Annotated in this window: 18 protein-coding genes and 1 pseudogene; 15 read left to right on the forward strand and 4 right to left on the reverse strand. The window is 69.7% G+C overall.

Translation table 11 applies throughout. The features are described 5' to 3' along the window. Positions 1-210 precede the first annotated feature (210 nt). From ERL55_RS04805 to ERL55_RS04845, 9 genes are all read left to right on the forward strand, one after another. The gene (locus ERL55_RS04805) at positions 211-1,503 is read left to right on the forward strand and encodes an adenylosuccinate synthase (RefSeq protein ID WP_129135418.1); all 1,293 of its coding nucleotides are present in this window, start codon (positions 211-213) and stop codon (positions 1,501-1,503) included. 52 nt (positions 1,504-1,555) lie between these two features. Further along, complete coding sequence (locus ERL55_RS04810; RefSeq protein WP_129135419.1) at positions 1,556-2,074, forward strand: M48 family metallopeptidase; 519 nt, start codon at positions 1,556-1,558, stop codon at positions 2,072-2,074. A 112-nt stretch (positions 2,075-2,186) separates the two neighbouring features. Next, on the forward strand, positions 2,187-3,398 hold the full coding sequence (locus ERL55_RS04815) for an efflux RND transporter periplasmic adaptor subunit (RefSeq protein ID WP_129135420.1): 1,212 nt from the start codon (positions 2,187-2,189) through the stop codon (positions 3,396-3,398). After that, a complete protein-coding gene (locus tag ERL55_RS04820; RefSeq protein ID WP_129135421.1) occupies positions 3,395-6,475 on the forward strand; it encodes an efflux RND transporter permease subunit in 3,081 nt (1,026 codons plus the stop codon). The genes ERL55_RS04815 and ERL55_RS04820 overlap by 4 nt, the downstream gene beginning before the upstream one ends. A 125-nt stretch (positions 6,476-6,600) precedes the next feature. Further along, on the forward strand, positions 6,601-7,950 hold the full coding sequence (locus ERL55_RS04825) for a TolC family protein (RefSeq protein WP_241685840.1): 1,350 nt from the start codon (positions 6,601-6,603) through the stop codon (positions 7,948-7,950). Next, positions 7,943-8,977 (forward strand): efflux RND transporter periplasmic adaptor subunit, encoded by a 1,035-nt coding sequence (locus ERL55_RS04830; RefSeq protein WP_129135422.1) that lies wholly within the window; start codon positions 7,943-7,945, stop codon positions 8,975-8,977. The genes ERL55_RS04825 and ERL55_RS04830 overlap by 8 nt, the downstream gene beginning before the upstream one ends. Next, on the forward strand, positions 8,962-10,149 hold the full coding sequence (locus ERL55_RS04835; RefSeq protein ID WP_129135423.1) for an ABC transporter permease: 1,188 nt from the start codon (positions 8,962-8,964) through the stop codon (positions 10,147-10,149). Before ERL55_RS04830 ends, ERL55_RS04835 begins: the two co-directional genes overlap by 16 nt. Beyond that, positions 10,146-11,258 carry an ABC transporter permease gene (locus tag ERL55_RS04840; RefSeq protein WP_129135424.1) on the forward strand — a complete coding sequence of 371 codons (1,113 nt, stop codon included), beginning with the start codon at positions 10,146-10,148 and terminating at the stop codon, positions 11,256-11,258. Before ERL55_RS04835 ends, ERL55_RS04840 begins: the two co-directional genes overlap by 4 nt. A gap of 235 nt (positions 11,259-11,493) precedes the next feature. Beyond that, positions 11,494-13,572 (forward strand): M3 family metallopeptidase, encoded by a 2,079-nt coding sequence (locus ERL55_RS04845; protein ID WP_129135425.1) that lies wholly within the window; start codon positions 11,494-11,496, stop codon positions 13,570-13,572. 112 nt (positions 13,573-13,684) lie between these two features. Here ERL55_RS04845 and ERL55_RS04850 read toward each other — a convergent pair whose 3' ends face one another. From ERL55_RS04850 to arsH, 4 genes are all read right to left on the reverse strand, one after another. Next, on the reverse strand, positions 13,685-14,353 hold the full coding sequence (locus ERL55_RS04850; protein WP_241685841.1) for a hypothetical protein: 669 nt from the start codon (positions 14,351-14,353) through the stop codon (positions 13,685-13,687). Positions 14,354-14,462: 109 nt separating this feature from the next. After that, a complete protein-coding gene (locus ERL55_RS04855) occupies positions 14,463-14,732 on the reverse strand; it encodes a hypothetical protein (protein ID WP_129135426.1) in 270 nt (89 codons plus the stop codon). Positions 14,733-14,891: 159 nt separating this feature from the next. Continuing rightward, positions 14,892-15,314, reverse strand: a complete 423-nt coding sequence (gene arsC / locus ERL55_RS04860) for an arsenate reductase (glutaredoxin) (RefSeq protein ID WP_129135427.1) — start codon at positions 15,312-15,314, stop codon at positions 14,892-14,894. Between the two features lie 9 nt (positions 15,315-15,323). Continuing rightward, complete coding sequence (gene arsH / locus ERL55_RS04865) at positions 15,324-16,064, reverse strand: arsenical resistance protein ArsH (RefSeq protein ID WP_129135428.1); 741 nt, start codon at positions 16,062-16,064, stop codon at positions 15,324-15,326. Positions 16,065-16,081: 17 nt separating this feature from the next. On the opposite strand from arsH, the gene ERL55_RS04870 reads away from it, so the two are divergent. From ERL55_RS04870 to ERL55_RS04895, 6 genes and pseudogenes are all read left to right on the forward strand, one after another. After that, on the forward strand, positions 16,082-16,429 hold the full coding sequence (locus tag ERL55_RS04870; RefSeq protein WP_129135429.1) for a metalloregulator ArsR/SmtB family transcription factor: 348 nt from the start codon (positions 16,082-16,084) through the stop codon (positions 16,427-16,429). Positions 16,430-16,432: 3 nt separating this feature from the next. Further along, complete coding sequence (locus ERL55_RS04875) at positions 16,433-17,719, forward strand: arsenic transporter (protein WP_129135430.1); 1,287 nt, start codon at positions 16,433-16,435, stop codon at positions 17,717-17,719. A gap of 110 nt (positions 17,720-17,829) precedes the next feature. Next, on the forward strand, positions 17,830-18,105 hold the full coding sequence (locus tag ERL55_RS04880; protein ID WP_129135431.1) for a YlcI/YnfO family protein: 276 nt from the start codon (positions 17,830-17,832) through the stop codon (positions 18,103-18,105). After that, a pseudogene (locus tag ERL55_RS04885) lies at positions 18,102-18,385 on the forward strand (type II toxin-antitoxin system RelE/ParE family toxin). The gene ERL55_RS04880 and the pseudogene ERL55_RS04885 overlap by 4 nt, the downstream one beginning before the upstream one ends. A gap of 326 nt (positions 18,386-18,711) precedes the next feature. Beyond that, entirely contained in the window at positions 18,712-19,599 is an 888-nt protein-coding gene (locus ERL55_RS04890; protein ID WP_129137214.1) for a restriction endonuclease, read from the forward strand. 3 nt (positions 19,600-19,602) lie between these two features. Next, on the forward strand, positions 19,603-19,896 hold the full coding sequence (locus ERL55_RS04895) for a hypothetical protein (protein ID WP_129135432.1): 294 nt from the start codon (positions 19,603-19,605) through the stop codon (positions 19,894-19,896). Positions 19,897-19,905 lie beyond the last annotated feature (9 nt).

Below are 19,905 nucleotides of genomic sequence, written 5' to 3' on the forward strand. Positions count from 1 at the left end.
CCAACCCGGGCCCCGGCGGGCTGGCACCCGCCCCACAAACCCGGATAATGCGCAAAAGCCGGCAGGGGCGTCGCAGCCCCCCGGCTTTTTCCGTGTCTGGCGCTTGCGTGGCGGCCACTCCCCGATGGAGCAGGCCGCGGATGACCCCGCGATGCCCGGCACGGTCCCTCCCGCGGCCCCGATGGCCGCACGCAATGCAGGAGTTTCGAGATGGGTCAGTCAGTGGTGGTGATCGGCGCGCAGTGGGGCGACGAGGGCAAGGGCAAGATCGTCGACCTGCTCACCCAGGACATCGGCGGCGTCGTCCGCTTCCAGGGCGGCCACAACGCCGGCCACACGCTGGTGATCGGCGGCAAGAAGACCGTGCTGCACCTCATCCCCTCCGGCATCCTGCGCGATGACGCGCTGTGCCTGATCGGCAACGGCGTGGTGCTCTCGCCCGCGGCGCTGATCAAGGAGATCGGCGAGCTCGAGGCCGCCGGCGTCGAAGTGCGTTCGCGGCTGAAGATCAGCCCGGCGACGCCCTTGATCATGCCGTACCACATCGCACTCGATCAGGCCCGCGAGAAGGCGGCCGGCGGCAAGGCCATCGGCACCACCGGCCGCGGCATCGGCCCGGCCTACGAGGACAAGGTCGCGCGTCGCGGTATCCGCGTGGCCGACCTGCACTACCCGAAGCAGCTGGAAGAGCTGCTGCGCACCGCGCTCGACTACCACAACTTCGTGCTCACCAAATACCTCGGCGTCGACGCGGTCGACTTCCAGAAGACCTATGACGAGGCGCTGGCATTCGGCGAATACGTCGAGCCGATGAAGTCCGACGTCGCCGGCATCCTTCATGACCTCCGCAGGCAGGGCAAGCGCGTGCTGTTCGAGGGCGCGCAGGGCGCACTGCTCGACATCGACCACGGCACCTACCCGTACGTCACCAGCTCCAACACCACCGTCGGTGGCGCGCTGGCCGGTGCAGGCGTCGGCGCGGATGCGATCGACTACGTGCTCGGCATCGCCAAGGCCTATGCCACGCGCGTGGGTGGCGGCCCGTTCCCGACCGAGCTCGACGACGACATCGGCCAGGGCCTGCGCGACCGCGGCCAGGAATACGGTGCCTCCACCGGTCGGCCCCGCCGCTGCGGCTGGATGGACATCGTCGCGCTCAAGCGCGCGGTGGCCATCAACGGCATCTCCGGCCTGTGCATCACCAAGCTCGACGTGCTCGACGGCATGAAGACGCTCAAGATCTGCATCGCCTACGAGTACCACGGCAAGCGCACCGAATACGCCCCGCTCGACGCCCAGGGCTGGGACGAGTGCACCCCCGTGTACCTGGAGTTCCCGGGCTGGGAGGAGAGCACCCACGGCATCACCGAATGGGACAGGCTGCCCGCCGCGGCGCGTGCCTACCTGCGCGCACTCGAGGAACTGGCAGGCTGCCCGATCAGCATCGTCAGCACCGGCCCCGACCGCGCCCACACCATGGTGCTGCAGGATCCCTTCGCTTGACCGCAGCGTTCGCCCCGCAGCAGGAAACCCCGCGCAAGCGGGGTTTTTGCCGATGCAGCCGCTGAAATACCTCGGCGGCTATCCGCCGCAGGTGCAGGCACAGGTGCGCGAGCTGATCGCGCAGGACCGGCTGGGCGCGCTGCTGGCCGCGAGGTACCGCGACGCCCACGCCGTGCGCAACGACAGCCAGCTCTACGCCTACGTGCAGGCGCTGAAAGAGCGCCACATGCGCAAGGCGCCGCCGCTGGGCAAGGTGCTCTACGACGGCAAGCTGCAGGTACTGAAGCATGCGCTGGGCACCCACACCACCATCTCGCGCGTGCAGGGCGCGCGGCTCAAGGCCAGCCGCGAGATCCGCATCGCCAGCGTGTTCCGCGACGCACCCGCGGACTTCCTGAAGATGATCGTGGTACACGAGCTCGCGCACATGAAGGAGGCCGAGCACAACAAGGCCTTCTACCAGCTGTGCACGCATATGGCGCCGGACTACCACCAGCTGGAGTTCGACCTGCGGCTGTATCTGACCGGGCTGGAGTTGAGTCCGGCCGGTGCGCGCGAGCCGGCGGAATAGCGGCGTCTTCGTGCCGGTCGATGACCGGTGCGGCCCCGCCTCGCGCTTCGTCATCGCAGAGTTATCGCGGGGCTGCTAGCGTGCCCGCTCCCTGAATAGGCTTCCGCTGCCGATGCGCCGATTCCCGCGTCTTGTAGCCGTTCCGATCGTGTTGCTGGCCCTGGTCGCCTGCGGCGAGGACGCGCCCCCCGAGGCCGTTCCCAGCCTCGCGGTCGTGCTGGCCACCCCGCAGCAGCAGGAGGTCACCCGCGAGGTGGTCGCTTCGGGTGCGGTGGAAGCGTGGGAAGAGGTCTCGGTGGGCGTGGAGCTCTCCGGGCTGCGGGTGGCCAGCGTCGAGGTCGAGGTGGGCAACGCGGTGGCCGCCGGCGACGTGCTGCTGCGTGTCGACGACCGCACGCTGGCGTCGCAGCTGCAGCAGTCGGAAGCCTCGGTGCGCGAGGCCAAGACCAATCTCGAGACCGCGCGCCGCCGTGCCGCGCGCGTGCGCGAACTCGCCGGCGAGCGCCTGGTCGCGCTGCAGGATGCCGAGCAGGCCGAGGCCGAGCGCGACAACGCGCAGGCGCGGCTCAATACCGCGATCGCGAGCCGCGATGCCGCGCGCGTGCAGCGCGACTTCACCGTGGTGCGCGCGCCGGTATCCGGCGTGGTGTCGGCGCGCAGCGTGCAGCCCGGGCAGGTGGTCGGCGCCGGCGGCGAGCTGCTGCGGTTGATCCGCGATGGCCGCCTGGAATGGCGTGCCGAACTCGCCGAGGCCGACCTGCTGCGCGTGGGCACCGGCACCCCGGTGCAGGTGGATACGCCGATCGGCGCGGTCGAAGGCAGCGTGCGCACGGTGTCGCCGGCGCTCGATCCGCAGCGCCGCACCGGCACCGTCTACGTGGACCTGCCCGATCCCGGCCCGCTGCGCGCGGGCATGTTCGCGCAGGGGCGGCTGGCGCTCGGCCGCGCGCAGGCGCTGCTGGTGCCCAACGAGGCCATCGTGCGCCGCGACGGCCGTGCCTATGCCTTCACCGTGGAACCCGATGGCCGCGTGCGCGAGCGCGGCGTGTCGGTGGGCAGCACCCACGGCGACATGATCGAAGTGCGCGATGGCCTCACCGCCGATGACCGCGTGGTCGCACGCGGCGCCGGCTTCCTCGGCGATGGCGACCTGGTGCGCGTTGTCGACAGCCCGGCAGGCGCCGATGCCGCCAACGCGCAGCCCGCCGCTGATGCGGGCACCGATGCAGGGGCCGCGCCCGCGAGCGCACCTGCAGCGCCTTCCGGCGCCGGCGCCACCCGCGAGGCCACCCACGACGCCGCCACCGGGACGCTCGCCGAATGAACTTCTCCGCGTGGTCGATCCACCGGCCGTTGCCGGCGATCCTGGTGTTCATCCTGCTCACCGCCGCCGGCCTGGTCGCCTTCAACCGGCTGGCGGTGTCGCAGTTCCCGGACCTCACCGTACCGGTGGTCAATGTCACCGTGATGCTGCCCGGCGCCAGCCCCAGCACGCTCGAGACCCAGGTCACCCGCAAGATCGAGGACGCCACCGCCAGCATCCCCGCGCTGCGCAACATGGCGTCCATCGTCAACGAAGGCGTATCGACCACCATCCTCACCTTCGAGATCGAGAAGGACGGCACCATCGCCAAGGACGAGGTGCGCGATGCCATCGACCGCGTGCGCATCGACCTGCCGGCCGACGTCGAGCCGCCGATCGTGTCGCTGGTCAACGTCACCGGCGGCGACATGCTGCATTACGCCGTCACCGCCGATGGCTGGAGCGACGAGGAGCTCAGCTGGTTCATCGACGACACCGTGGCCAAGCGGCTGTTCGCGGTGCCCGGCGTGGGCGCGGTGCGGCGTATCGGCGGCGTCGACCGCGAGATCCGCGTCGCCCTGCGGCCCGAGGCCGTGCAGGGCTTCGGCGTCAGCCCGGCGCTGATCAGCCAGCAGCTCGCGCGCATCCAGCAGGAACAGCCGGGCGGGCGCACCACCGTGGGCGGAGGCGAGCAGGCGGTGCGCACCCTCGGCACCGTCGATTCCGCCGCCGACCTCGCCGACTTCCCCATCTCCATGCCGGACGGCCGCAGCGTGCGCCTGTCGACGCTGGCCACCGTGAGCGACGGCCACGCCACCGTCAGCCAGCGCACCACGCTCGATGGCCGGCCGGTGATCGGCTTCGCCGTGCAGCGCACCACCAACACCAGCGAGGTCGACGTCGGCAACGCCGTGCGCGAGAGCGTGGCGAAGCTGCAGCAGGAGCAGCCGCGCGTGCGCGTGGTCGAGGTGGCCTCGACCACCCAGGTGGCCGAGGACTCGTTCGACTCCTCGATGCACATGCTCTACGAGGGCGCGGCGCTGGCGGTGCTGGTGGTATTCCTGTTCCTGCGCGACTTCCGCGCCACCTTCATCAGCGCCGTGGCGCTGCCGCTGTCGATCATCCCGACCTTCGCGGTGATGTACTGGCTGGGCTTCAGCCTCAACATGATCACCCTGCTGGCACTCGCCGTGGTGGTGGGCATCCTGGTCGACGATGCCATCGTCGAGGTCGAGAACATCGACCGCCACCTGCGCATGGGCAAGGCGCCAAAGCAGGCCGCGCTCGAGGCAGCCGACGAGATCGGACTGGCGGTGATCGCGACCTCGTGCACGCTGGCGGCGGTGTTCATCCCCGTGGCCTTCATGCCCGGCATCCCGGGCAAGTTCTTCCGCGAGTTCGGCTGGACCGCGGCCGCGGCGGTGATGTTCTCGCTGCTGGTCGCGCGCCTGATCACGCCGATGATGGCGGCCTACATGCTGAAGCCGCTGCCCGAGCACAAGGGCGACTCGAAGCTGATGCAGTGGTACCTGCGCTTCGTCGACAACGCGCTCCAGCACCGCAACCGCACGCTGGTGGTCGCGCTGGCGATCTTCATCGGCTCGCTGGCACTGCTGCCGCTGCTGAAGGTGACCTTCATCCCGCCCACCGACGGCATCCAGAGCAACGTGCTGATCGAGCTGCCGCCGGGCACCGCGCTCGCCACCACCGAAGAGGTGGCCGAGACCGCGCGCCGGCGCATCGCCGACATCCCCGAGATCGAACACGTGTTCGTCACCGCCGGCAGCAACTCGGGCGCCAACGGCCCCGCGGGCGACCTCACCAGCGCCGAACTGCGCAAGGCCACGCTCACGATCCGCTGGAAGGACGACCGCGACCTGACCCAGTACGAGCTGGAAACGGTGGTGCGCGAGCGCCTGGCCGATCTTCCCGGCGTGCGCCTGAGCTTCCAGGGTGGCGAACCGGGCCGTGCGCTGCAGCTGGTGCTGGCCGGCGATGATCCGGTCAAGCTGGCCGCGGCCGCGCGCGACGTGGAGCGCGAGATCCGCCAGCTGCCGGGCCTCGGCACGGTGGGCTCATCGGCTTCGCTGGTGCGCCCTGAGGTGATCGTGCGCCCGGACCCCGCACGCGCCGCGGACCTGGGCGTGTCGACGGCCGACATCGCCGCCGCCACCCGCGTCGCCACCCGCGGCGACTACGAGCAGTTCCTCGCCAAGCTCAACCTGCCCGAACGCCAGGTGCCGATCCGCGTGCAGCTGGACGAACGCGCGCTGTCGGATCCCTCGCTGCTGGGCCAGCTGCGCGTGCCCACCGCCACCGGTGGCAGCGTGCCGCTGTCGTCGGTGGCCGAGATCACCACCGCCAGCGGGCCGTCGCAGATCGACCGCTTCGACAGGCGTCGCAACGTGACGATCACCGTCGACCTCAACGGCATGGCGATGGGCGAGGTGGAAGGCCAGATCGACGCGCTGCCCTCGCTGCAGAACCTCCCGCCGGGCGTGGACCGCCAGGCCGCCGGCGACAGCGAGATCTTCGCCGAGATGTTCGGCGGCTTCGCCATGGCCATGGTGGCCGGCATCTTCTGCGTCTACGGGGTGCTGCTGCTGCTGTTCAACCACGCCAGCCAGCCGGTGACGATCCTGGTCGCGGTGCCGCTGGCCGCGGGCGGCGCGTTCGGCGCGCTGCTGATCACCGGCCTGGACATCTCGCTGTCGGTGCTGATCGGCCTGATCCTGCTGATCGGCATCGCGGTCAAGAACTCGATCCTGCTGGTCGACTACGCCGTGATGGCCGAGGAAAAGGGCATGACCCGCCACGAGGCGCTGATGGACGCGTGCCACAAGCGTGCGCGGCCAGTGATCATGACCACGCTGGCGATGGGGGCGGGCATGATGCCGATCGCGCTGGGTCTGACGGCGGATTCAAGCTTCCGCATGCCGATGGCGGTGGCGGTGATCGGTGGGTTGATCACCTCGACGGTGTTGAGCCTGGTGGTGGTGCCGGCGGCGTACACGCTGGTGGATGATGTGGAGGAGCGGGTGCTTGGGAGGTTGCGGCGGAGGGCCGGAGACGCCAGTGAGGTTGCGGCGCCACCATGACTGGCATCACGATGGCGGCGGCCGGTGCAATGGAGTGGCAGGTGTCGACAGGCAAGGCTGGCAGGCTGGGTGGGGCATACCGTCGGCGATCCCGCGCCGCGCACGGACGGGCATTCGGTCTGGCGTTGGGTCTGGTCCTGCTTGTACCGGCCACCTCGGCACTCGCGCAGGATGCGGACGCACTCAGCTTCGATCAGGCGCGCGAGCGGTTGGAACGGGTCTCCGACGCGCTGGCTGCCGCGGACGCCAACCTGCGCGCCCGGCAGGACCTGTCCGATGCGACCGCGCGCCTGCGGCTGCCGGAGATTTCGCTCGAAGCGCGCTACCTGGAGTTCCAGAAGACGCTGAGCTTGCCGCTGGGTTCGCTGGCGCCAGTGGGCGAGGCGTTCGGCATCGAAAGCCCGTTGCGGTTCCAGGAGCGCGACCGGCGATTGCGTCCGGTGTTGACCACGGTGCTGCCCCTGTACACGGGCGGGCAGATCCCGGCCGCGCAGGCGGCGGCCGCGGCCGCCCTGCGTGGGGCGGACGCGGAGCGGGCGCAGCAGTCCCAGAAGCTGACGTCGCAACTGGTCCAGGCCTACTTCGGCCAGGGCCTGGCCGAGCAGGCGCTGAGCGTGCGCCGCGAGGTACGCGACGGCATGCGGCAGCACGTGGCCCATGCCGAATCGCTTGAACGCGAAGGCTTCGCCACGCGCGCGCAGGTGTTGCAGGCGGTCGTCGCGCGCGATGCCAGCGAGCGCGAGTACCAGAAGGCGCTCAACGACCGCGACGCCGCGGCCCAGACCCTGGCGCTGCTGCTGCGCAGCGATGGACCGGTGACGCCGATCACGCCGCTGTTCGTGGTCGGTACATCGCCGGGCACGCTGGAGGCGTTCACCCGGGCCGCGCTTGAGCGACACCCCCAGCTGGCGCAGCTGCGGGCGCTTGACGACCAGACGGGCGCAGGCGTGCGTGTGCAGGAGGCGTCACTGAAACCGCAGGTGTACCTGTTCGGCCAGTACGACCTGTACCGCGAGGACGCGCTGCTGACCGACACCGATTGGGCCTTCGGCATTGGCCTCAAGTACACCTTCCTGTCCGGGCGGGATCGCCCGCGCCAGATCAGTGCTGCGCGCGCGCAGCAGGAGCAGGCGCAGGCCGCACTGCGCGAGGCGCAGAACCAGATCAGGATCGGCGTGGCACAGGCCTGGAATGCGCTGGAAACGGCACGCCAGCAGTTCCTGCTGCTCGACAGCAGCATCGAGCAGGCGCGCGAGAACCTGCGCCTGCAGGAACTGGCGTTCCGCGAGGGGCAGTCGACCTCGCTCGATGTCATGGACGCCAGGCTCGGCCTTGGCGCCGCGCGGGTCGAACACGCGCACGCCGCCTACGACTATTGCGTGGCGTTGGCGCACCTGCTCGAGCTGGGTGGCCAGTCGGCGCGCTTTGGCGAGTACATCCGCAAGGCAGACCACAGGGTATTTCCCCATGAATGAACCCGCTCCGCCGCCGCCGCCGCCACCCGTGGCTGCGGATGCACCGTCCGGCCGCCGTCGCCTGCGCCTCGTTGCCCTGGGCGTGATTGCCGTGATCCTGGTCGGCGGCCTGTGGCTGGCGTTCCGCAGCCCGGCGGACCTGGTGCAGGGCATGGCCGATGCCGACAGCATCAACGTGTCGGCCAAGGTGACCGCGCGGGTGTCGGCGCTGCTGGTGGCCGAGGGCGAGCGGGTCGAGGCCGGGCAGGTACTGTTCGAGCTGGACAGCCCCGAGATCGCCGCGAAGCAGCGACAGGCCGAAGCCGCGCTCGCGGCCGCGCAGGCGCTGGCGGACAAGGCCGAGGAGGGCGCGCGCGTGGAGGACATCCGCGCAGCGGAGGCCAACTGGCGGCGCGCCCAGGCCGGACACGAACTGGCGCGTTCCACCTTCCAGCGCCTGGAGCGGCTGCATGCCGAGGGCGTGGTCACCCGGCAGCAGCGCGACGAGGCCCGTGCGAAGGCGATCGATGCCGAGCAGCAGGCGCGCGCAGCGCAGGCGCTGTACGAACAGGCGCAGGCCGGCGCCCGCGAACAGGACAGGAGCGCCGCGCAGGCGCAGGTGCGGCAGGCCGAAGGCGCCGTGGCCGAAGTGCAGGCGGCCGAAAGCGAAGTGCGCGGCCGCGCGCCGACGGCCGGCGAGGTGTCCAAGCGGCTGGTCGAAACCGGCGAGCTGGTGGCGGCCGGCTATCCGGTCTTCACCCTGGTCGACCTCGACCACATGTGGGTGGCGTTCCACCTGCGCGAGGACCAGTTCGCGGGCCTGGAGGTGGGCCGCCGCCTGCGCGGTTCGATCCCGGCGCTGGAGCGCGAGGACGTCGAGTTCGAGGTCTACCACATCAGCCCGGCCGGCGATTTCGCGACCTGGCGCGCGACCCGGCAGTCGGCCGGCTACGACGTGAGGAGTTTCGAAGTGCGCGCGAGGCCGGTCGCGGAAGTCGCAGGCTTCCGGCCGGGCATGAGCGTGCTGTTCGCATGGCCGCAACGCTGACGCGGCCCACGGCACGCGAGGCGTTCGTCCGTTCGGCGTTGCGCGAGTGCGCACGGCTGCGCGCCGATCCCTGGGATCTGGCGTTGGCCACGTGGGTCCCGCTGCTGGCGCTGGCGCTGCTCGCCTGGATGTTCTCGGCCGGCGTGCCGCGCGAGCTGCCGGTGGCGGTGGTCGATCATGACAACAGCGCGGTCAGCCGCGAACTCGTGCGCAGGCTCGATGCCGTGCCGGGCCTGCGGGTGGCCGCGCGGCCGGCGGACCTGACGCAGGCCTGGTCGGAGGTGCGCGCGGTCCGGGCGTTCGCGGTGGTGCACGTGCCTGCGGGCGCCGAGCGCCAGGTCCTGCGTGGCGGCAGCGCCGTTGTTTTCGCCTACTACAACGCCAGCCACCAGACGGCAGGGCAGGCGGTACTGCGGGGGATCGGAGAGGCGGCGCAGGCGACCAGTGCGCATCTCGTACGCCGTGGGGTGGCGCGGGTCGGCGGGGCGCAGGCGGTCCGCCCGCCGCCGCTGCGGGTGCAGGCCACCGTGCTGGGCAACGCCGCGCGCAGCTACGAGCACTTCCTGCTCGGCCTGCTGTTCCCGGCACTACTGCACCTCGCCGCCTGCCTGGCGATGGTGGGCGCGCTCGGGCGCGAACTGCGTGACGGCAGCGCGGGCACATGGCTGGCCGGGTGCGGCGATCGCCTGCTGCCGGCGGTGGCCGGCAAGCTGGCGCCGTACCTGCTGCTGTTCACCGCCTACGGCACGCTGTCGCTGGTCTGGCTGGCCGCGATCCGCGGCGGTGTGGCCGGCAGCGCGGTGCTGCTGGTCACCGCGCAGGCGGCGATGTACCTGGCCTACGGCGGCATCGCGCTGCTGCTGGTCGGGGCCACCCGCAACATGGGCACGTCGCTGTCGCTGACCGGACTGTACGCGGGCACGTCGCTGGCGTTCTCGGGCGCGACGTTCCCGGTGCAGGGAGCGCCGCTGTTCGCACAGGTCTGGAGCCAGCTGCTTCCCTTCACCGCCTACCTCAAGCTGCAGGCGCAGCAGCTCGACCTGGGTGCGGCATGGACGGCCTCGCTGTCGTTGCTGGGGACCTTGCTGCTGTTCGTGCTGGTGGCCGGCGGCGCGGGGCTGCGCCTGTATGCGCGCGGAGCGCGCGATCCGGCCTCCTGGGGGCAGCGATGAACCAGGTCAGGGCCGCCTTCCTGGAGACTCTGCGCGCCGTGTTCTCGGACCGCTACGCGGTGGTGACGCTGATCGGCGCCGTGGTGCTGTACTCGTTCTTCTACCCGGTCGCCTACCGGCACCAGGTGGCTTCGCAGTATCCGGTGCTGGTGGTCGACCTCGACCATAGCGCCATGAGCCGCGCCCTGGTGCGCAAGGCGGGCGCGGTGCGCGCGGTGAGGATCGTCGGCGATGCGACCTCGGTGGAGGAGGCCCGGCCAAGGATCGCCCGCGGTGAAGCGCAGGGCCTGCTGGTGGTGCCCGCGGGGTTCGAACGCGGGATCCTGCGCGGCGGGCAGGGACAACTGGCGCTGTACGGCAGTGGTGCGTTCCTCGGTCGCGGCGGCGTGGTGCTGGAGGGCCTGGGCGAGGCCGCCGCCGCGTTCGCGCGCGAGGCCGCCGTGGTGCAGGCAGGTTTCGCAGGTGCGCCCGGCGCAGCGCCGCTGCAGGTGGTGGCGCGGCCGCTGTTCAACACCCGCGAGGGTTACGGCAGCGCCGTGGTGCCGGGCGTGGCACAGCTGATCGTGCAGCAGACACTGCTGATCGGCATGCTGGTCATGGCCGGCACGCGTCGCGAACGCCTGGGTCGGCTGGCGTTCTCGCGCAGCGGCCTGCTCGGCATCGCCGCCGCGTTCGCGCTGATCGGCGTGTGCAGCATGCTGTACTACAACGGTCTGGTGATGTGGCTCCAGGACTATCCGCGTGGGGGCAATCCGCCCGGTACGCTGGTGGGCGGAGCGCTGTACGTGGCCGCGGTGGTGGCGTTCGCGCTGTTCGCGGGCAGTTTCTTCCGCACCCGCGAACGGCCCTTCCAGCTGATGCTCGTCACCGCGCTGCCACTCTTCTTCCTGTCCGGGCTGTCATGGCCGGCCGTGGCGATGCCACAGCCCCTGGCGTGGCTGGCGAAGCTGGTTCCCTCCACGCCCGGCATCAACCTGATGGTGAAGTTCAACCAGATGGGCGCAAGCTTCGCCGAGGCGCTTCCCGAGTTGTGCAACCTCGCGTTCTTGACACTGCTGTATGGCGCGCTGGCGGTGTGGCGCTACGCCCCGGGGCGGGACGGCGCCTGACGGGCCGGTCACGCAGCACGGGGCCGGGGCGGCTTGTGCGCGGGTATCGGAGATGGTCTGCGCGCTGGATGTCCTGGCCGACAATCCGTTGATCGGTCGTCTGGTGCCTGGGAGCCACGACTTCCGGCACGACGCAAACGGCGGGCCAATGCACTAGATTGGGCGGTCAACCGACCGGAAGCCATTCATGATCCTTCGTTCGTGCGTCCTCTCCGCCGCCATCGCAGCCACCCTGATGAGCACCAGCCTTCCCAGCGCCGCCCAGTCGACCCCGCCGGCCGCCCAGCAGTCCGCCAATCCGCTGGTTGGCGCCTGGAGCACTCCGGACGGCGTGCCGCCCTACGACCGCATTCGCCCGGAGCACTACGAGCCTGCCTTCGACCGGGCCATCGCCGCGGCGCGCAACGACAGCCAGGCCATCGCGAAGGATCCGGCCGCGCCGACCTTCGAGAACACCATCGAGGCGATGGAGCGGTCCGGCCGCGAGTTGTCGCGCGTGGCGAGCACCTTCTTCACCGTGGCCTCCGCCGATGCCACCCCGGCCAACCAGGCGATCCAGAAGGCCATCGCGCCGAAGCTGGCCCGGCTGTCCAACGAGACCATGCTCGACCAGGCGCTGTTCCAGCGCGTGGATGCGCTCTACCAGCAGCGCGCCGACCTGGGCCTGACGCCGGAACAGAGCCGCCTGCTGGAGCAGACGCACAAGCGCTTCGTGCGCGCCGGTGCGGCGCTCTCGCCCGATGCGCGCACGCGCGTGGCGGCGATCAATGAAGAACTCGCCAACCTCGGCGTGGCCTTCGGCCAGAAGCTGCTGGCCGACCAGAAGGCCAATGACGTGTTCCTGGGCGCTGCCGAAGTGGAAGGCCTGCCGGCCGACCAGACCAGCGCCGCGGCGGCTGCGGCGGAAGCCGCCGGCAAGCCGGGCCAGTACCTGTTCCCCGCCACCCGCTCGGCCGCCGAGCCGTTCCTCACCGCCGCGCCCAACCGCGATGCGCGCGAGAAGATCTGGCGCGCCTTCACCTTCCGCGGCGACAACGACAACGCCAACAACACCAGCGCCGAGATCAAGCGCCTGGTTGAGCTGCGCATCGAGCGCGCGAAGCTGATGGGCGCCGACACCCATGCCGATTTCGTGCTCTCCGACGCCATGGCCAAAACCCCCGACGCGGCGATGGAGCTGCTGATGGCGGTCTACACGCCGGCGCTGGAGCGTGCGAACGAGGAGCTGCGCGACATCCAGGCCCTGGCCGCGAAGGACGGCGTCACCGACGTCCAGCCCTGGGACTGGCGCTACTACGCCGAGCAGGTACGCAGCGAGCGTTTCGCGCTGGACGAGGCGCAGGTCAAGCAGTACATGCCGCTCGACGGCATCGTCGATGCGATGTTCGAGACCACGCAGAAGCTGTTCGGCCTCACCGTGCACGAGCGCAACGACATCCCGGTCTACGCCGACGGCGTGCGCGTGTTCGAGATCCGCGAGGCGGATGGCCAGAAGGTCGGCCTGTTCTACGCCGACTGGTTCGGCCGCCCCACCAAGCGCCCGGGCGCCTGGATGAACAGCATCCGCGTGCCCAACGGCCTGCTGGGCGAAAGCCCGATCGTGGTCAACAACCAGAACATTACCCGGCCCGCGGCCGGCGAGCGCGCGCTGATCTCGCTGGACGAAGCGCAGACCCTGTTCCACGAATTCGGCCATGGCCTGCACGGCCTGCTGTCGACCGCGCATTACCCGAGCCTGTCGGGCACCGCGGTCTCGCGTGACTTCGTCGAGTTCCCCTCGCAGGTCTACGAGCACTGGATCACCGAGCCGACCGTGCTGCAGGCGCATGCCCGCAATGCCGACGGCGAGGCGATGCCTACGGAGATGCTCGAGTCGCTGCTGAAGGCGCAGACCTTCAACCAGGGCTTCTCCACCGTGCAGCAGCTGTCGTCGGCGATCCTCGACATGCGCCTGCACCAGCTGACCGAACTGCCGGCCGATTTCGATGCCGGCGAGTGGGAAGCCGCGCAGCTGCGCGAGCTGGGCGTGCCGGAGGAGATCGGCATGCGCCACCGCCTGCCGCACTTCAGCCACATCTTCGATGGCGGCTATTCGGCCAGCTACTACGCCTACACCTGGGCGGAAGCGATGGACGCCGACGGCTTCGATGCGTTCAAGGAAGCCGGCAACGTGTTCGACCCGGAGCTTGCAGCGAAGCTGCGCCGCGAGGTGTACGAGGTGGGCAACACCCGCGACCCGGCCGAGAGCTACAAGGCGTTCCGTGGCCGCATGCCCACCGCGGATGCACTGCTGCGCAATCGCGGCCTGAAGTGAGCCACCGCCAGCGGCGATGAAAAGAGGCGACCCGGGCAACCGGGTCGCCTTCTTTCCGGACGGGCGCGGGTGCCTTGGAAGCAGCGGCGCCGCCGTCGGACGCCGCCCGGACCTAACCGGCCAGGTCGGGGAAGGTCTCGGCGAGCGAGCCCTCGTCGGGCAGGATGTAGAAGACCCCGCCGCGTTCGAAGGTCGAGCGCACGACGTCCTCGTAGAACTCCGGCGACACGTTGATGCAGCCGTGGGTGACGCGGTTGTCGTCGGGCGTCGGCGAGGCGAGGCGTTCGGCGCGCTTCTCGTCTGGAGCCCCGGTGGCGGTGGGGTGGATGGACACCGCGGACTCGTAGTCCACCCACAGCACGCGGCCCGCGTCGATCGACGGCCCGTAACCGCCCACGAAGCGGCCGGCAGGGGTGGTGCGGTCGCGGCCCGGGATCTCGCGCAGCGCGAGGCCGGCAATGCCGGGCGCGGTGTGGTCGCCGACCGCCGAGCCGAACAGCCCGGGTGCAGCGCCGCGAAGCCGGCCGTCACCGCCGAACACCAGGATCTGCGCCGCCGCCTTGTCGATCACCGCGAACGGATAGCCCTGGTGGTCATTGGCCGCGACCACCCGGCCGGCGAGTTCGATCACCGTGTCGGAGACGTCCTGGCCCTGCGGCAGCTGGTCGACCGCGGCAGCGGGCCTGGCGGCATCTTCGGCGCTGGCCATGCCGACGCCCGCGAACGCCAGGGCCAGCACCAGGGCGCCATGCAGGGCGCGCTTGGTGGGAAGGGTGCACATACGGATGGGGATTCCTCGAAAAACGGATCAGACAAACGCCGGGACCCGACGCCCATGCAGGCCATCGGGTCCCGGGATCGGGCCGTGGGTCACGGCCCGGGCAGCGCGATCAGCCGCGCGGCACGCGGCGCGGGGCCGATTCCAGCTGCTGCACGCGGCCTTCGATCTGGTCCAGCCGCTGGTTGGCGCGCTGGGCGGCCTGGTTTGCGGATTCCGCGCTCTGGGCCGCGCTCTGCACCCGCGTATCGACCTGGTCGAGGCGCGAATTGATGCCTGCGAACTCGTCGTCATAGGTGGCGCAGGCGGAAAGGCCCACGGTGGCGAGCAGTGCCACACCGAGCGTACGTGCCACCACCAGATGCTTCTTCTTCAGGAACATGACCATCTCCTCTGTCGGGGGCCTCGAATATAGCGGCGTTTGCGGCGACGCCGTGACCCGCCTTCAGCTGACGTTCCATGTCGTGCAATAGCGATGAAGGAGCACAAAGTGACCTTGAGCGGCACGCTCGTACCCACGAAACCGGCCCCGCGGCCCAGGTCATCGCACCGATGGCCCCCGGTCCGTCGGGCCGACCACCTCACCGTCTTCCTTGGTGAACGGCTGCGCCAGCGGCGGCAGGATCTCCAGCACCACTTCGGAAGGCCGGCACAGCCGGGTGCCGGTGTCGGTGACCACGAACGGGCGGTTGATCAGCACCGGGTGCGCGAGCATCGCGTCGAGCAACTGGTCGTCGGTCAGCGTCGGATCGTCGAGGCCCAGGTCGTCGTAGGGCGTGCCCTTGCGGCGCAGCGCATCGCGCACGCCGATGCCGGCGGCGGCGATCATCGCCACAAGCTGCTCGCGCGACGGCGGATCGCGCAGGTACTCGACCACCGTCGGCTCGATGCCGGAATGGCGGATCAGCGCCAGGGTATTGCGCGAGGTGCCGCAGGAAGGGTTGTGCCAGATGGTAGCGTCCATGGGTGGCCTTCAGGTTCCGGTGGAGGTGGCGGCCGCTGCCAGCGCGGCGGCGACCAGGTGGCCCTTGCGTTCGCTGTAGCGGCTGGTCAGGTAGTCGCTGTGGCCGCGCACCAGCAGGGTGAACTTCACCAGCTCCTCGATCACGTCGACCACGCGGTCGTACAGCGCCGAAGGCTTCATGCGGCCGGCCTCGTCGAACTCCTGCCAGGCCTTGGGCACCGACGACTGGTTGGGGATGGTGACCATGCGCATCCAGCGCCCGAGCACGCGCATGGCGTTGACGGCGTTGAACGACTGCGAGCCGCCGCTGACCTGCATCACCGCAAGCGTGCGGCCCTGGGTGGGGCGCATGCCGCCATCCTCGAGCGGCAGCCAGTCGATCTGGTTCTTGAACACCGCGGTGAGGGTGCCGTGGCGCTCCGGGCTCACCCATACCTGGCCCTCGGACCACAGCGACAGCGCCCGCAGCTCGCGCACCTTCGGGTGGTCGGCCTCGCAACTGCCCTGCACGGGCAGGTCGCGCGGATCGAACACCCGCGTCTCGGCGCCGAAGTGGCGCAGCAGGCGCTCGGCTTCCAGCGCCAGCTTGCGGCTGTAGGACTCCGGACGCAGCGAGCCGTAGAGGATCAGGATCCGCGGCGGGTGGCCGCCGTCGACACCGAGGCGGGCGGCATCGGGCACCTCGAGTGCGGCGGGGTCGATGTTGGGCAGGTCGTCGGGGACCGCGGTGATTGCGCGTTCGAAATTCATTCGACTATTCTAGAAACATGGAATTGAACGACGCAAGCACCGCGCTCTCCGCGCTGGGCCATGTCACCCGCCTGTCGATCTTCCGCCAGCTTGTGGAGGCAGGCCCCGAGGGGCGCACGCCCGGGCAGATCGTCGAAGCGCTGTCGCTGCCCGGGGCCACGCTGTCGTTCCACCTCAAGGAACTCGCCGCTGCCGGGCTGATCGAGGGCGAGGCGCATGGCCGCAACATCTCCTACCGCGCCGACTTCGACGCCATGAACGGCCTGCTCGAATTCCTCACCCGCAACTGCTGCGATGGCGATGCCGGCCGTTGCGCGCCTGCCGCGCCCCCGTCGACCAAACGCGCGCCGGCGCGCAAGGCCTGATCCATGCTGCTGGCGCTTGCGATCTTCGTCGTCACCATCGTGCTGGTGATCTGGCAGCCACGGGGCCTGAGCGTGGGCTGGAGCGCGAGTTTCGGCGCGTTGCTGGCGCTGGCCACCGGCGTGGTCGGCCTCGCGGACATCCCGGTGGTCTGGGGCATCGTCTGGAACGCCACGCTCACCTTCGTCGCGGTGATCCTCATCAGCCTGTTGCTGGACGAGGCCGGCTTCTTCGAATGGGCCGCGCTGCATGTCGCGCGCTGGGGTGGGGGCCGCGGGCGCACGCTGTTCGTGCTGCTGGTGCTTCTCGGCGCGGCGGTCTCGGCGCTGTTCGCAAACGACGGCGCCGCCCTCATCCTCACCCCGATCGTCATCGCCATGCTGCTGGCGCTGCGCTTCAGCCCCGCGGCCACGCTGGCCTTCGTGATGGCGGCCGGCTTCATCGCCGATACCGCCAGCCTGCCGCTGGTGGTGTCCAACCTGGTCAACATCGTCTCGGCGGACTACTTCGGCATCGGCTTCGCCGAATACGCCGCGGTGATGGTGCCGGTGAACCTGGTCTCGGTGGCCGCCACGTTGCTGATGCTGTTGTGGTTCTTCCGTCGCGAGATCCCGGAGCGCTACGACGTCAGCCAGCTGAAGGACCCGCGCACCGCCATCCTCGACCGCACCACCTTCAATGCCGGCTGGGGCGTGCTGGCGATGCTGCTGGTGGGCTTCTTCGGGCTGGAGCGCGTGGGCGTGCCGATCAGCGCCGTCGCCGGCGCCGGCGCGCTGGTGCTGCTGGCGGTGGCGGCGCGGGGCCATGTCATCCCCACCCGCAAGGTGCTGCGCGAGGCGCCGTGGCAGGTGGTGGTGTTCTCGCTGGGCATGTACCTGGTGGTGTACGGCCTGCGCAACCAGGGCCTCACCGACCACCTCGCCGTGCTGCTGGACGCCTTCGCCGGCCACGGCCTGTGGAGTGCCACGATGGGTACGGGCCTCCTCACTGCGTTCCTCTCCTCGGTGATGAACAACATGCCCACCGTGCTGGTGGGTGCCCTGTCCATCGATGCCAGCCAGGCCGAGGGCGTGGTGCGCGAGGCGATGATCTACGCCAACGTCATCGGCAGCGACCTCGGGCCGAAGTTCACCCCCATCGGCAGCCTCGCCACCCTGCTGTGGCTGCACGTGCTGGCGCGCAAGGGCATCCGCATCACCTGGGGCTACTACTTCAGGGTGGGCATCGTGCTGACCCTGCCGGTGCTGCTGGTCACGCTGGCGGCGCTGGCGGTGAGGTTGAGTGTGGGGTGAGCGAGGACCGGCCGCGCGTGGATCGCGAAGCTCCCGCCATGGCCTGACGCTCGCCGCGGGAACGCCGAAGTTGGATGATGCGTTGCAATTGCAACGCAACCGGGTCTGAGATGAAAACGGCATTCCTCCCGTCCCTACGTGTCGATCCCGAACTCCGCAAGGCCGCCGAGTCGTTATTGCAGGAGGGCGAAAGCCTGTCCAGCTTCGTCGAGCAATCCGTGCGCGCGCAGGTCAAGCTGCGGCAGCAGCAGGAGGCGTTCATCGCCCGTGAGCTGGCCTCGCGGGATCAGGCGCGCGCGCACGGTCGTTATGTGGACGCCGCTGACGTCCTGACGGGGTTGGGGCGGCAGCTCGACCATGCGAGGAAGAAGGCAGCACAGATGTGACCTTCCGCGTCCGCTTCACGGAGGAAGCGCAGGACGACCTCGACCGCAGCGAAGGCGGCTTCGCGATCCGGAGCGCGCACTCCAGTCCATCCATGACGGCATCCGGGTGCTCGAACTCGCGCCGCTTAGCTGCCGCCGCGCGGCCGGCGGCGATCCATTCCTGCGCGAACTGGTAATCGGCATCGGGGCCAGCGGCTACGTGATGCTGTTCGAGATCGAAGAGGCGCAGACGGTGACGGTGCTGGCCGTGCGGCATCAGCGCGAGGGCGATTACCGCTAGAGCGGAGGCCGCAACTCAAACGCTAAAGCCCTCGTCGACGGCGGCCAGCTGGGCATCCTCAGCGGTCAGGTGGCGAGGTTCTGGCTCTTGCTCACTGCAATCTCCTTTGCATTCTATGTGGGGCGCCTGGCGGCACGCGACGCGTGCCTGTAAGCCCGTCACCGCCGCCCCGCCGCAGTCCCTGTGGCGTGAGTCAGCTTCGGCCAGCAACGCTGGCGGTGGAGCGAGGGGAGTGTGCTAGATCCGAGGGCCGCGAATACGCAATGCCGCAGAAGATGAGGTTGCAGCGCTTACCATTGCAGACCTGCATTCTCGGCGGGGGGGACATGGCCAACATCAGCAAGCGCCGCACCGGAGAACTGGTGCGAGAGCTGTTCAAGATCCTGCTCGCGCAGCCGGAGGGCATGCGAGCGGTCGACGCTCTGGCCGCGCTGGCGAGCTGCATCACGATGACAGAGCACGAGGCCGGCGAGTACGAAACCGGTGGTCGACGCTTCGAGAAGATCGTCCGCTTCGGCACCGTAGCCCCGGTCAAGGCTGGTTGGATGATCAAGGACAAGGGGGTCTGGACGGTCACATCTGAGGGCGAGGCTGCCCTGCAGGCCTTCCCGGATCCCGAGCAGTTCACGCACGCGGCGCGCGCGCTCTATAAAAAATGGAAGAGCGCACAGCCCGAACCTGCCGGCGACGAGGAAAGCGATGAGCTCACCGAAAGCTCCGCGACGATCACTCTAGAAGAAGCTGAGGAAATGGCTTGGGCGGAGATCGAGGCCTACTTGGCTGCGACACCGCCCTACGACTTCCAAGAGCTAGTCGCCGCTCTGCTCAAGGCGATGGGTTACCACGTGAGTTGGATCGCGCCGCCCGGCAAGGATGGCGGCGTGGACATCATTGCCTACAACGATCCGCTGGGTACCCGCCCGCCCCGGATCAAGGTCCAGGTCAAGCGCAACGCGAACTCGCCGCGCATCGATGTGATGGGACTGCGCAGTTTCATGGCTGTGCTCGCCGATGGCGACGTCGGGCTGTTCGTCGCGCTTTCCGGCTTTACCAAGGATGCTGACTACGAGGCGCGCCAGTCCCATCGCCGGGTCAGCCTGATCGATGCGCGTCGCTTGCTAGAGCTGTGGACCACGCATTACGCCCAACTGGATGATGGCGCCCGCGCGCGGCTGCCGCTGAAGCCGGTCTGGTTCCTGGTCGGGGACAAGTAAGTAATGGCTGCGAACAACGAGCTCGACTTGCGGTTCTGGTTTGAGCACCGCAATGGCAAGCGCCTCTATCCCTATCGGCTTACCAATCAGAAGACCGGAAAGGTCGCTTTTCGGGTGGCGCGCCCCGGGACCGGTGCCAACCGCAACGAAAACCAGATCGAGCTGGAAGACGTGGAGGAAGTATTCCGCTATGTCTTCGCGCTCGGTTACTCGGTCCGCCTGCGCGGGCACGATCCTAAATTCAACGGGCTTTACAGCCCCCACGGCCACAGCATCGTCAAGACCTCGGAGTCCTGACGGAGCACG

Source organism: Luteimonas sp. YGD11-2 (assembly GCF_004118975.1).
Classification (GTDB): domain Bacteria; phylum Pseudomonadota; class Gammaproteobacteria; order Xanthomonadales; family Xanthomonadaceae; genus Luteimonas; species Luteimonas muca.